Genomic DNA, 12,955 nt, shown 5'->3' on the forward strand with positions numbered 1-12,955 from the left:
CAACCCATGCCGGAGGCCTCGCCATGCGCGTAGCCCTCGGCGTCGCCTACAACGGCCAGCGCTACAGCGGCTGGCAAAGCCAGCTGTCTGGCAACACCATTCAAGACCATCTCGAAGCGGCCCTGGGCCGCTTTGCCGCTCAGGAGGTGCACACCCTCTGCGCGGGCCGCACCGATGCCGGCGTGCACGGCCTCATGCAGGTCGTCCACTTCGACACGCCGCTGGACAGGGCCCCGTTCTCCTGGGTCCGTGGCACCAACACCTTCCTGCCGCCGGACATCGCCGTGCAATGGGCCCAGCCCGTGCCCGACTCCTTCCATTCACGGGCCTGCGCCACAGCCAGGCGCTATGCCTATGTGCTGCTGCAGTCGCCCGTGCGGCCCAGCGTGGAGGCCGGGCGTGTGGGCTGGGTGTTCCATGCACTCAACGGTGACGCCATGCAGGCCGCCGCCCAGCACCTGCTGGGAGAGCACGATTTCAGCTCGTTCCGCGCATCGGGTTGCCAGGCCAAATCCCCCGTCAAGACACTGCACCGCCTGTCCATCACCCGCCGCATGGCAGGCGACGGCGCCCAGATGGCCGCGGCCAGCTCCATGCGTCCCGGGGATGCAGCCATGGAATGCTGCTACTGGCGATTCGAGTTCGAGGGCAGCGCCTTCCTCCACCACATGGTGCGCAACATCATGGGCTGCCTGCTCGCCGTAGGCCAGGGCACACACGCGCCGCAGTGGATGCAACAGGTGCTGGAGGCGCGCTCCCGCGATGCCGCCGCGCCCACCTTCACGCCGGACGGCCTGTACTTTCTGGGTCCCGTATACGATCCTTCATGGGGCCTTCCTTCGCGCAGCCCGGCCTATGATTGGCTCCCGTGAACGAGCAGGCCTTCCCCCATTCTTCAGCCCCCATGCAGCGCACCCGAATCAAGATCTGCGGACTCACCCGCGAACAGGATGTGGACGCAGCCGTGGCCGCCGGCGCCGACGCCGTGGGCTTTGTTCTCTACGCCCCCAGCCCGCGCGCCGTGACGGTGCAGCGTGCCGCCGAGCTGGCGCGGCGCCTGCCGCCCTTCGTGACACCGGTGCTGCTGTTCGTCAATGAAAGCGCCGCCAACGTGATGGCCGCCTGCGCCGCCATCCCGGGCGCCTGCGTGCAGTTCCACGGCGACGAGTCGCCCGAGGACTGCCTTGCCGCCACATCGGGCGGCACCCGCGCCTTCCTGCGCGCCGCGCGCATTCCCCTTGGTCCCGATGCCGCGCGCTTCGACCTCGTAGAATATGCCCAGCGTTACTCGAAAGCCCAGGCCATACTGCTCGACGCCCATGTCGACGGCTATGGTGGTGGCGGAAAAGCATTCAATTGGTCACTCCTTCCACCAAACGTCGCCTCTCACCTCGTTTTGTCTGGTGGACTCACGCCTGCAAACGTGACCGATGGCATCTTGCAAGTGCGCCCGCGAGGACTCTCGCTGGCCGTTGATGTCAGTTCCGGCGTCGAGGCCGATGGTCCCGACGGCAAGCCCCTCAGGGGCATCAAGGACGCCGGCAAGATACACCGATTCATCGCCGCCGTGCGCGCGGCCGATGACCAACTTTTGCAGACAAGCCATGTTCGAATACCAGTACCCTGACGCATCTGGCCACTTTGGCCGCTTCGGCGGCAGCTTTGCCAGCGAAACCCTGACCCACGCTCTGACCGAGCTGCGCGACGCCTACGCCAAGTACCAGAACGACCCGGAATTCGTTGCCGAATTCCAGTCCGAGCTGGCCCATTTCGTCGGCCGCCCCTCGCCCGTCTACCACGCGGCACGCATGTCGCGCGAGATGGGCGGCGCGCAGATCTACCTCAAGCGCGAAGACCTCAACCACACGGGCGCGCACAAGATCAACAACGTGATCGGCCAGGCCATGCTCGCCCGGCGCATGGGCAAGCCCCGCATCATTGCCGAGACGGGCGCCGGCCAGCACGGCGTGGCCACGGCCACCATCTGCGCGCGCTACGGCCTCGAGTGCATCGTCTACATGGGCTCCGAGGACGTGAAGCGCCAAAGCCCCAACGTCTACCGCATGCGCCTGCTGGGCGCCACCGTGGTGCCAGTGGAATCGGGCAGCCGCACGCTCAAGGATGCGCTCAACGAGGCCATGCGCGACTGGGTGGCCAACGTGGACAACACCTTCTACATCATCGGCACCGTGGCCGGCCCCCACCCCTATCCCGCGATGGTGCGCGACTTCCAGAAGGTCATCGGCGAGGAATGCCTCACGCAGATGCCCGAGTTCCTGGGCGCCGACCGCCAGCCCGACGCCGTGGTCGCCTGCGTAGGCGGCGGCAGCAATGCCATGGGCATCTTCCACCCCTATATCCCGTTCGAGAACACGCGCCTGATCGGCGTCGAGGCTGCGGGCGAGGGCCTGGACAGCGGCAAGCACTCGGCCTCGCTGCAGCGCGGCAGCAGCGGCGTGCTGCACGGCAACCGTACCTTCATCCTGCAGGACGAGAACGGCCAGATCACCGAGACGCACAGCATCAGCGCCGGCCTTGACTATCCCGGCGTCGGCCCCGAGCACGCCTGGCTGCAGGAACTGGGCCGCGCCCAATACGTGGGCATCACGGACCAGGAGGCCTTGGACGCCTTCCACTACCTGTGCCGCACCGAAGGCATCATTCCCGCCCTGGAGTCCAGCCATGCCGTGGCCTATGCCATGCAACTGGCCAAGACCATGCGCGCCGACCAGTCCATCCTCGTGAACCTGTCCGGTCGCGGCGACAAGGACATCGGCACCGTGGCCGATCTCTCGGGCGCCGACTATTACGACCGTCCCTCCATGCGCGGGCTCACGGTCAAGGGAGGAGCAGCTCAATGAGCCGCATCACCACGACTTTCACCAAACTTCAGGAAGATGGCCGCAAGGCCCTGATCCCCTACATCACCGCGGGCTTCCCGTTCGCGGCCATCACGCCGTCGCTGATGCACGGCATGGTGGAGGCTGGCGCCGATGTGATCGAGCTGGGCGTGCCCTTCTCGGACCCCATGGCCGACGGCCCCACCATCCAGAAGGCTGGCGACCGTGCCATCGCCAACGGCGTGGGCCTGGTGCAGGTGCTGGCCTATGTGCGCGAGTTCCGCCAGAAAAACCAGACCACGCCCGTGGTGCTGATGGGCTATGCCAACCCGGTGGAGCGCTACGACCAGATCCACGGCAAGGACCGCTTCGTGGACGATGCGGCCGAAGCCGGCGTCGACGGCCTGCTCATCGTGGACTACCCGCCCGAGGAGTGCGAGGCATTCGCCGCGCAACTGCGTGCGCGCGACATGGACCTCATCTTCCTGCTGGCACCCACGTCCACCACCGAGCGCATGCAGCAGGTGGCGCGCGTGGCCAGCGGCTATGTCTACTACGTCTCGCTCAAGGGCGTGACCGGCTCGGGCGCGCTCGACACGGCAGCCGTGGAAGCCATGCTGCCGCGCATCCGCGAGCACGTGAGCATTCCCGTGGGCGTGGGCTTCGGCATCCGCGACGCGGCCACGGCACAGGCCATCGGCCGCGTGGCCGATGCGGTGGTGATCGGCAGCCGCATCATCGAGATGCTGGACGGCCAGCCCCACGAAAAGATCGTCCCCCTGACCATCGACTTCCTGCGCGGCGTGCGCAAGGCACTCGACGCGTAGGTCGCATAATGCAGCCCTTGCATGCGGCCCGCTGCCGCATGCCCTGCGCCTGAAAAGGAAACACCATGTCCTGGCTTGAAAAACTCCTGCCTGCCAAAATCCAGCAAACCAATCCTACGGATCGCCTCCAGCAGATCCCCGAAGGTCTGTGGATCAAGTGCCCGAGCTGCGAGACCGTGCTCTACAAGGCCGATCTGGAGAAAAACCAGAACGTCTGCCCCAGCTGCAGCCACCATCACCGCATCGGCGCGCGCGCCCGCCTGAACCATTTCCTGGATGCCGAAGGCCGCTATGAGATCGGCCAGGAAGTCATTCCTGTCGACGCCCTGAAGTTCAAGGACAGCCGCAAGTACCCCGAGCGCCTCAAGGAAGCGCTGGAGAACACCGGCGAGACCGATGCCCTGGTCGTCATGGGCGGCGCCATCAAGAGCGTCAACGTGGTCGCAGCCTGCTTCGAGTTCGAATTCATGGGCGGCTCCATGGGCTCCGTGGTCGGCGAGCGCTTCGTGCGTGGCGTCGAGACCGCCATCGAGCAGAAGGTCCCCTTCATCTGCTTCACCGCCACCGGCGGCGCGCGCATGCAGGAAGGCCTGCTGAGCCTGATGCAGATGGCCAAGGCCAACGCCGCGCTCACACGCCTGGCCAAGAAGGGCCTGCCCTACGTCTCGGTGCTGACCGACCCCACCTTCGGCGGCGTCTCCGCCAGCTTCGCCTTCGTGGGAGACATCGTCATTGCCGAGCCCAAGACCCTGGTCGGCTTCGCCGGCCCGCGCGTGATCGAAACCACGGTGCGCGTGAAGCTGCCCGAAGGCTTCCAGCGCGCCGAGTTCCTGCAGGACAAGGGCGCCGTGGACATGATCGTGGACCGCCGCGAACTGCGCGACCGCATCGCCGCATCGCTTGCCATGCTGCAGCGCCTGCCGGCCGACGCTGTTCAGTAAAGCCTCGCGCAGACACAAAAAAGCCGCCGCAGGTGGGTGCCTGCGGCGGCTTTTTCACGTCCGGGAAACTGGGGAAATCAGGCCAGCAGCATCAGGCCCGAGCCCTGGATATAGCCCAGCACCATCAGCGCAATCTGCAGCAGCACCAGGGCCACCAGTGCCGACAGATCGATACCGCCGATCAGGGGCACGATGCGGCGAATGGGCCGCAGCATGGGCTCGGACAGGCGCTGCAGCACGCCGTACATCGGCGACTGCGGCTGCACCCACGACAAGATGACATAGATCAGCAGCACGCCCACCATGCCCGACAGCGCCACGCGCGCCAGGCCGCACAGGGCCAGCCACGGCAGGGCGAGCACATTGGACTGCCCGCCCATCAGCAGCCACAGCAGCACGAACTGCAGCATCTGCAGCAGGAAGGCCGCGATCAGGCTGGACATGTCCCAGCGCCCGGCCGGCTTGATGACGCGGCGCAGCGGCATCACGATCCAGTCGGACAGCGCAAACACCAGTTGGCCGACCGGGTTGCCGAAGGGAATGCGCTGGGCCTGCATGTACATGCGCAACAGGCAGACGCCGGTCAGCAGGCCAACGACCACATCGAGCAAAAAGGAAACGATCTGAAAAAGCATGGCGTTGTAGGACTGCGAGAGGAAGATCGGACCACGGCCAGCCGGCCTTGGCACAGCATGGGATGATAGCTGCCGCATCCCGCCCATCACATGACCGCCCATACCGCACTGCACTCCCTGCCGCTTTTCCCCCTGGGCAGCGTCCTTTTTCCCCAAGGCCTGCTGAGCCTTCGCGTCTTCGAGGTCCGCTACCTCGACATGATCCGCAAGTGCGAGCGCACGGGAGCCCCCTTCGGCGTGGTGGCATTGCAGGCCGGCAGCGAAGTGCGCAAGGCCGGTGCGGCCGCCGAGCAGCTGCATGCCGTGGGCACGCTGGCACGCATCGTCCAGCTGCAGCAGCCCCAGCCCGGCCTGCTGCACCTGCAGTGCGAGGGCACGCAGCGCTTTCGCATGCAGGATCACCGGCAGCTGCCCCACGGCCTGTGGGTGGCCGATGTGCAGTTGCTGCCTGCCGACGCCGCCGTCCCCGTCCCCGATCACCTGCTCGCCACGGCCCAGGCCCTGGCCCAGGTGCTGATGCAGCTGCACGCACGATCCACCGACGCCGACCATGCCCGGCTGCCCAGCGCCGAACAGATGGGCGACTGCGGCTGGGTGGCCAACCGCTGGACCGAGCTGCTGCCCCTGCCCGTGTCCATCAAGCAGCAACTGATGGCCTTGGACAGCCCGCTGGTGCGGCTGGAGCTGGTGGCGGATGTGCTGGAACGCAGCGGCATAGGCAATTCACAGGGGACGGCGCCCGGCTCCCCGCCCGCTGCGCACTGACGAATTGGCGGTCCTGCGGCGTCATACCGCAGCAAGGTCCGGCACATTGACGGCACCACGCACCGAAAGCGCGGCAAAAAACTTAAAATCGCGGATTCAGCCCGCCAGCTGCGGGGCCTGCCGGTGGTATTTGCTGCTGCCGCTGCATTTTCCAGCCCTTCCCGCCTGGCTTTTTTTCGGCTTTCCCCGATTTCCCCTCCGGCTTTTTTCCGGCCCCTCGGCGTTTTGCGCTGGCGCTCATTGTCATGACCGAACACAACACACCATCTGCAGCGGACCAGACCGCTCCCCAGGACGAAAACCAACTCATCGCCGAGCGCCGCGAAAAACTCAAGGCCCTGCGCGAACAGGTGCGTGAACAGGGCGGCGTGGCCTTCCCCAACGACTTCAAGCCGGCCGACCGCGCCGAGGCCCTGCAGCAGGCCCATGCCGACAAGAGCGCCGAGCAGCTCGACGCCGAATCCGTGCAGGTCAGCCTGGGCGGCCGCATGATGCTCAAGCGCGTCATGGGCAAGGCCAGCTTCGCCACCATCCAGGACGGATCGCTGGGCCCCACGCACGGCCGCATCCAGCTGTACATCACGCGCGACACCGTGGGCGAGGAGGTCTATGCGGCCTTCAAGCGCTGGGACCTGGGCGACATCCTGGGCGCCGAAGGCACGCTGATGAAGACCAAGACCGGCGAGCTGTCGGTCAAGGTGCAGACGCTGCGCCTGCTCACCAAGAGCCTGCGCCCCATGCCCGACAAGTTCCACGGCATGGCCGATCTGGAGCAGAAGGTGCGCCAGCGCTACGTGGACCTGATGATGGACGAGCAGGCCCGCCGCCGCTTCATCGCGCGCAGCAAGGCCGTCTCGGGCATCCGCGAATTCATGGTGGAGCATGGCTTCCTGGAAGTGGAGACGCCCATGCTGCATCCCATTCCCGGCGGCGCCAACGCCAAGCCCTTCGTCACCCACCACAACGCGCTGGACCAGGAGATGTACCTGCGCATCGCGCCCGAGCTGTACCTCAAGCGCCTGGTGGTCGGCGGCTTCGAGCGCGTGTTCGAAATCAACCGCAACTTCCGCAACGAAGGCATCTCGGTGCGCCACAACCCCGAGTTCACCATGATGGAGTTCTACGCGGCCTACTGGAACTACCGCGACCTGATGGACTACACCGAGGCACTGGTGCGCGACGCCGCGCAAAAGGCCGTGGGCACGCTGCAGCTGACCTACGGAGGCAAGCCCGTGGACCTGTCCCAGCCCTTCCAGCGCCTGACCATTCCCGAGGCCATCGTCAAGTTCACCGAAGCCGGTGACAAGGTGGCCGACCGCGAATGGCTGACCAATGCCCTGCGCAAGCTGGGCATGACGGAAGAAAAGGACCGCCTGTCCACCCGTACCCTGGCCAGCCTGCAGGTGCTGTACTTCGAGGAAGTGGTCGAGGAAAAGCTCTGGCAGCCAACCTTCATCATGGAGCACCCCACCGAGATCTCGCCGCTGGCACGCGCTAATGACGAGCGCCCCGAAGTCACCGAGCGCTTCGAGCTGTACATCACGGGCCGTGAATTCGGCAACGGCTTCTCCGAACTCAACGACGCCGAGGACCAGGCCGCGCGCTTCAACGCCCAGGTCCAGGCCAAGGACGGCGGCGACGACGAAGCCATGTACTTCGACCACGACTTCGTGCGTGCCCTCGAGTACGGCATGCCCCCCACGGGCGGCTGCGGCATCGGCATCGACCGCCTGATGATGCTGCTGACCGACAGCGCCAGCATCCGCGACGTGATCCTGTTCCCCGCCCTGCGCCGCGAACAGTAAACCCCCGGCATACAGCGCCTGCGCGCATGGCCAACTGAAGCCGCCTGCGTTCCCTTGGGAGCCAGGCGGCTTTTCCCTATACTGGCTCGCCATGCACATCCCCACCTACTGGGCGCAGGCGCGCCTGCGGCATGAAAGCCGCCCCACCCACGGCATCACCGTCCAGCGCTGGGGATGGTCCGACACCAGCCAGGAGGCTGCCCAGGCCCACGCCCAGGAGCGTGCCGCCAAGGCCCTGCAAGACGCCCGCAATGCGGCGCTGCCCCCAGGCGAGCCGCGCATGGAATGGAAGAACGAGTACGCGCTCGACGGCTTCAGCACCCCCATACGCGAAGAAGTCCTGCAGCGGCGCGACGGCACGGTGATGACACGCAACAGCTACGGCGCCCACTGCCTGAACACCGAGCGCGTGGCCATCGCCGATATCGACCTGCCCGAGCCGCCCAGCGCTGTGCGCTTTCCCGTCGTGACCCTGCTTTTGTTGGCTTCGGCCGCCACCTGGCTGGCCCGGCTGGCACCGCACAAGAACAATTCGAGGATGGTGGCCACGGCGCTGGTCGTGCTGCTGCTGTTCCTGGCCATGCGGCGCGTGCAGCGCTGGTGGGAGGCGCGGCAGGCGCGCCGGCGCGCGGCCACGGACTCGCCGTCCGCACGCGCCATGGAACGCGTACAGGCCTTCCACCAAAGCCATGCCGACTGGGGGCTGCGCGTCTATGAAACGCCCAAGGGCCTGCGTGTCATCGTCACGCATACCGATTTCGCACCCGACGACCCTGCCGTCGCGCAGTTGTTCGACGCCTTGCAGGTGGACCCGCTCTATGCCCTGCTGTGCGAGCGCCAGCAGTGCTTTCGCGCCCGCGTATCGGGCAAGCCCTGGCGCATGGGCCTGACCGGACTGTCCACCTCGCTGCGCCGCTGGCCCCAGCCCGAGCAGACGCGGCAAGAGCGCCGCCAGTGGGCGCTTGCCTATGACGAAAAAGCCCAGGGCTTTGCAGCTTGCAGGCTGCTGCAGCAACTGGGCAACCCACGCCTGTGTGCGGCCGCCGACGCCTTCGTGCAATGGCACGACGAAGCCAGCCGGGCCCGCACGGACCTGCCCCTGGCCTGACGAAAGCCGGGCATCCACAATCGCACACGAATACAACGACCGACTTACACTGGCGCCACCCCCATGCCGCGTACTGCGCAGCCCCCTGACCCATTTCTGGTCTCACAACCCTGAAGGCCATGCCCGCTGCCCCACCACCTTCGCCCACCGACAGCACCGACTCTCCCGCCATCGAGCCCACCGGAGCGCGCTTCGCCAAGCCGACGGACGAGGCATCGCCGTTTTGCGTGCTGGTCGTGGAAGACCAGGCCTCGGTACGCACCAGTCTGGTCAGCGAGCTGCTGCATGCGGGCGTGACCCGCGTGCTGGAGGCTGCCGATGGCCCCAGCGCCCTGGCACTGTTCCGCGAGCAGCGCCCCGACCTCGTGCTGCTCGACATCCGTCTGCCGGGCGAGGACGGCTACTGGGTGGCCCGCCAGCTGCGCGAGGCCGAGCCCGGCGAGTGGACGCCCGTCATCTTCCTGTCCGGACTGGACAATGACCTGGACGTGTGGCGCGGCATCGAGGCCGGAGGCGACGACTACCTGGTCAAGCCCGTCAAGCCCATCGTGCTCGTGGCCAAGCTGCGCGCCATGCGCCGCCTGCTGGACATGCGCCGGCGCTTGGTATCGCTGTCGGCCGAGCTGCATGAGGCCAACCAGAAGCTCAACGAAATGGTCGAGCTCGACCAGCTCACGGGCCTGGTCAACCGCCGAGGCTTCGACCGCATCCTGCATGCCGAGATCGCCTCGGCCCGCCGCGAGGGCCAGCCGCTGACGCTGATGCTCTGCGACCTGGACCATTTCAAGCGCTACAACGACACCTATGGCCATGTGCATGGCGATGAATGCCTGAAACAGATAGGCCGCCTGCTGCGCGAGGTCTGCGTGCGCCCGCGTGACGTGGCGGCGCGCTATGGCGGCGAGGAATTCGCGCTCATCCTGCCGCGCACGCCACGCTCGGGGGCCATGACGTTCGCGCGTGCCGTGGGCCAGATGCTGCGCGTGCTGCGCATACGCCACCCCGACTCACCCCATGAATCGGGCCTCACGCTGTCGGGCGGCATCACCACCTGCGTCCCCGACGAATACACCAGCGCCGAAGCCATGCTCATGCGCGCCGACCAGGCCCTGTACGCGGCCAAGGCGCAGGGGCGCGACCGCTTCTTCAGCTTCGAGATGCAGATGGACACGGTGGAGCAGCGCCGCACCTGACTGCCGGGCCTTGCGCCTGCGCTTACGATCGCAGCTCAATGCCGGGCGCGCGCAAGCCGCGCATCCGGGTCCTGAATGCGGATTGCTGTTTCCTGAATGTTTGAAGTTATGCGTCGTTTTCAAGCGCACCTGCCCGCCTGGATGCAGGATTGGCTGGAGTTCATCATCCCCGGCGCCCAGATCCTGCTGATCATCGGTGCGGCCTGGCTGCTCAATCGCCTGGTTCGCCGGCTGATCGCACGCGCGGGCAGGCACTACGGCCTGCCGCCGGAGCTGCTGGTGCCGCTGCGCGGCGTGTTCCGCTGGATTCTGATTGCCGCCACCGTGCCGCTGGTACTGGAGCGCCTGGGCGTCTCGGCCACCGTGCTGTGGACGGCCTTCACCGGCTTTGCCACCGTGGGCGCCGTGGCCTTCTTTGCGGCCTGGAGCGTGCTGTCCAACCTGTTCTGCGCCCTGCTCATCGTCATCGTCGGGCCCTTTCGCCTGGGCGACTACATCGAGGTGCTGGACACGGCCGAAAAGCCCGGTGCCAAGGGCCGCGTGATCGACATCAACATGCTCTACACCACCTTGCAGGATGCCCATGCGCCCGATGGCTCACCCAATCTGCTGCAGATCCCCAACTCGCTGATCTTCCAGCGCGTGGTCCGGCGCTGGAAGGGGGGCCTGGGCGCGGATGGCGAGCATGCCAGCCATGGCGAGGAGGAGCGCGCCATCCGGCTGACCACGCCGCATGATGCCCAGCCCTCGCAGCCTCCCATGCACACCACCAACTAAGGCCGGTACCCCATGAAAAAAGCCGCCGCCCGGCAAAGGGACGGCGGCTTTGTCATTGGGCAGCGCCTCAGGGCTTGCGCGGCCGGACCTTGCTGGCGGCCAGCTTGGCGTTGGTGCGCGCCTGCTCCACATCCTGGGCGCGCGCCAGGGCCACGCCCATGCGGCGCTTGACGAAGCTCTCTGGCTTGCCAAACAGGCGCAGGTCCGTGCCCGGCACGGCCAGGGCCTCGTCCACGCCGTCGAACACCAGGCCTTCGGCATCCTGCCAGCCATAGATCACGGCGCTGGCGCCGGGATTGCGCAGCGAGGCATCCACGGGCAGGCCCAGGATGGCGCGCGCATGCAGCTCGAACTCGCTTTGCCACTGCGTGGCCAGCGTGACCAGCCCCGTGTCGTGCGGGCGTGGCGAGACTTCGCTGAACCAGACCTGCTCGCCCTTGACGAACAGCTCCACGCCAAACAGGCCCAGGCCGCCCAGGTCGTCGGTCACCGCCTTGGCGATGTCGCGCGACTTCTGCAGCGCCGCCGGGTGCATGGGATGGGGCTGCCAGCTTTCCACATAGTCGCCGGACTGCTGGATGTGGCCGATGGGATCGCAGAAATGCGTCTGCACCTGGCCGTCCGCACCCTTGGCGCGCACCGTGAGCTGGGTGATTTCGTAGTCGAAGTCGATGAAGCCTTCGACGATCACACGGCCATGGCTCACGCGGCCGCCGGCCATGGCGTAGTCCCAGGCCTTGGCCACGTCGTCCGGGCCGTCCAGCTTGCTCTGGCCCTTGCCCGAGCTGCTCATCACGGGCTTGACCACGCAGGGAAAGCCGATGGCGGGCTGGCCATCCGTGCCGTCGATGGCAGCCTGCAGTTCCTGCTGCGAATCACAGAAGCGGTAAGGACTTGTGGCCATGCCCAGCGTCTCGGCGGCCAGGCGGCGAATGCCTTCGCGGTCCATGGTCAGGCGCGCGGCGCGGGCCGTGGGGATCACGGTGACCACGCCTGCCGCTTCCAGCTCTTCGAGCATGGGCGTGGCAATGGCCTCGATCTCGGGCACGACCAGGTGGGGTTTCTCGGCCTCGATCAAGGCCTTGAGCTGGGCCGGATCGCTCATGGTGATGGTGCGCGCGTGGTGGGCCACCTGCTGACCGGGCGCGTTCTCGTAGCGGTCCACGGCAATGGTTTCCACGCCCAGGCGCTGCAGCGCGATCAGCACTTCCTTGCCGAGTTCGCCGCTGCCCAGCAGCATGACTTTGGTGGCATGGGGGGAGTAAGGGGTTCCAAGGGTGGTCATCTGCGCGTCCGGTGAGCCAGGCAGAGCCTGGGCAAGATAAGAAAGAGAGGGAGGCAGGCCTGCACGGCCCGCAGCAGCCCCCGATCATAGGGTGCCGACACAGGCGCCGCCTACAAACCCAGCGCCTGCGCGAGGTTGCACCGCGCCCGCGCCTCCAGCCGTTGCCCGAACCAGTCGGTGCAGTAGATGGCCTCGCGCTGCATGAAGCCCAGCAACACCTCGCGGCGCCTGGCGCGGTACAGCGGCAAGGGCACCCATTCGTACTCGGCCCGCACCTGCACTTCGTACTCGGCAAACCGCAGGGGGTCGGCCGCGAGAATGCCCAGGTCGGCATCCACCAGCAGTTGGGCGTCGATCCCGGACGGCTGTGCAGCGTGGCAGGTCGCCATGATCAGGCCGTGCACGCGCTCAGCTATATCTGCAGGCAGGCCCTGCCCGCGAACCACGGCCACGGCCCAGTCGGCGCTGCGCGCCTCGTTGTCCTTGGCCTGGGTTTCGTAGACGGCATCATGGAACCACAGCGCCAGCGCCACCTCGCCGGGACGCTCGGCCAGGCCCAGCGCCGGCTGCAGCAGGCCCAGGGCCTCGCCCAGATGCTGCAGCGTGTGGTAGTGGCGCTGGGGCTCGCTGTAGCTTTGCAGCAGCTCGGCCAGCACAGGCTGCGGTGCGCTGGCACCCAGTGCGGACCAGGCGCTATCCCAAGACGCCTGCCAGGTCTGCAGCGATGCATCGTTTGCGCTGGGCATTTCGGCCCCTGGTCCAGCCTGGGTCATCGCCTG

The 12,955-nt window shown here is 67.0% G+C and carries 13 protein-coding genes; 10 read left to right on the forward strand and 3 right to left on the reverse strand.

Features of this window, described 5'->3' with window-relative positions:
• Positions 1-23 precede the first annotated feature (23 nt).
• From truA to accD, 5 genes are all read left to right on the forward strand, one after another.
• On the forward strand, positions 24-872 hold the full coding sequence (gene truA, locus ACF8NF_RS02205) for a tRNA pseudouridine(38-40) synthase TruA (protein ID WP_392449994.1): 849 nt from the start codon (positions 24-26) through the stop codon (positions 870-872).
• A 32-nt stretch (positions 873-904) separates the two neighbouring features.
• Positions 905-1,627 (forward strand): phosphoribosylanthranilate isomerase, encoded by a 723-nt coding sequence (locus ACF8NF_RS02210; RefSeq protein WP_016447768.1) that lies wholly within the window; start codon positions 905-907, stop codon positions 1,625-1,627.
• The gene (gene trpB, locus ACF8NF_RS02215) at positions 1,605-2,861 is read left to right on the forward strand and encodes a tryptophan synthase subunit beta (RefSeq protein WP_016447769.1); all 1,257 of its coding nucleotides are present in this window, start codon (positions 1,605-1,607) and stop codon (positions 2,859-2,861) included. The genes ACF8NF_RS02210 and trpB overlap by 23 nt, the downstream gene beginning before the upstream one ends.
• Positions 2,858-3,667, forward strand: a complete 810-nt coding sequence (gene trpA, locus ACF8NF_RS02220; RefSeq protein ID WP_016447770.1) for a tryptophan synthase subunit alpha — start codon at positions 2,858-2,860, stop codon at positions 3,665-3,667. Before trpB ends, trpA begins: the two co-directional genes overlap by 4 nt.
• A 65-nt stretch (positions 3,668-3,732) precedes the next feature.
• Positions 3,733-4,608: an acetyl-CoA carboxylase, carboxyltransferase subunit beta gene (gene accD / locus ACF8NF_RS02225; RefSeq protein ID WP_016447771.1), complete on the forward strand. Its 876-nt coding sequence runs from the start codon at positions 3,733-3,735 to the stop codon at positions 4,606-4,608.
• Positions 4,609-4,685: 77 nt separating this feature from the next.
• Here the strand turns inward: accD and ACF8NF_RS02230 are convergent, their stop codons facing one another.
• On the reverse strand, positions 4,686-5,243 hold the full coding sequence (locus ACF8NF_RS02230; RefSeq protein WP_016447772.1) for a YggT family protein: 558 nt from the start codon (positions 5,241-5,243) through the stop codon (positions 4,686-4,688).
• Positions 5,244-5,333: 90 nt separating this feature from the next.
• On the opposite strand from ACF8NF_RS02230, the gene ACF8NF_RS02235 reads away from it, so the two are divergent.
• From ACF8NF_RS02235 to ACF8NF_RS02255, 5 genes are all read left to right on the forward strand, one after another.
• Positions 5,334-6,008, forward strand: a complete 675-nt coding sequence (locus tag ACF8NF_RS02235; RefSeq protein WP_043789834.1) for an LON peptidase substrate-binding domain-containing protein — start codon at positions 5,334-5,336, stop codon at positions 6,006-6,008.
• Positions 6,009-6,253: 245 nt separating this feature from the next.
• Entirely contained in the window at positions 6,254-7,813 is a 1,560-nt protein-coding gene (gene lysS / locus ACF8NF_RS02240; protein WP_016447774.1) for a lysine--tRNA ligase, read from the forward strand.
• A gap of 91 nt (positions 7,814-7,904) precedes the next feature.
• Positions 7,905-8,921 (forward strand): hypothetical protein, encoded by a 1,017-nt coding sequence (locus ACF8NF_RS02245; RefSeq protein ID WP_046239858.1) that lies wholly within the window; start codon positions 7,905-7,907, stop codon positions 8,919-8,921.
• A gap of 119 nt (positions 8,922-9,040) precedes the next feature.
• Positions 9,041-10,114: a diguanylate cyclase domain-containing protein gene (locus ACF8NF_RS02250; protein ID WP_016447776.1), complete on the forward strand. Its 1,074-nt coding sequence runs from the start codon at positions 9,041-9,043 to the stop codon at positions 10,112-10,114.
• Positions 10,115-10,222: 108 nt separating this feature from the next.
• Positions 10,223-10,891, forward strand: a complete 669-nt coding sequence (locus ACF8NF_RS02255) for a mechanosensitive ion channel family protein (RefSeq protein ID WP_174538860.1) — start codon at positions 10,223-10,225, stop codon at positions 10,889-10,891.
• 67 nt (positions 10,892-10,958) lie between these two features.
• Here ACF8NF_RS02255 and purT read toward each other — a convergent pair whose 3' ends face one another.
• Together purT and ACF8NF_RS02265 are read right to left on the reverse strand one after the other, a co-directional pair.
• Entirely contained in the window at positions 10,959-12,176 is a 1,218-nt protein-coding gene (gene purT, locus ACF8NF_RS02260; protein ID WP_392449995.1) for a formate-dependent phosphoribosylglycinamide formyltransferase, read from the reverse strand.
• A gap of 110 nt (positions 12,177-12,286) precedes the next feature.
• Complete coding sequence (locus tag ACF8NF_RS02265) at positions 12,287-12,949, reverse strand: hypothetical protein (protein WP_016447779.1); 663 nt, start codon at positions 12,947-12,949, stop codon at positions 12,287-12,289.
• Between the last annotated feature and the right edge of the window lie 6 nt (positions 12,950-12,955).

The sequence above is a fragment of the Delftia sp. WSY_22 genome (assembly GCF_043104185.1).
GTDB lineage: Bacteria > Pseudomonadota > Gammaproteobacteria > Burkholderiales > Burkholderiaceae_C > Comamonas > Comamonas tsuruhatensis.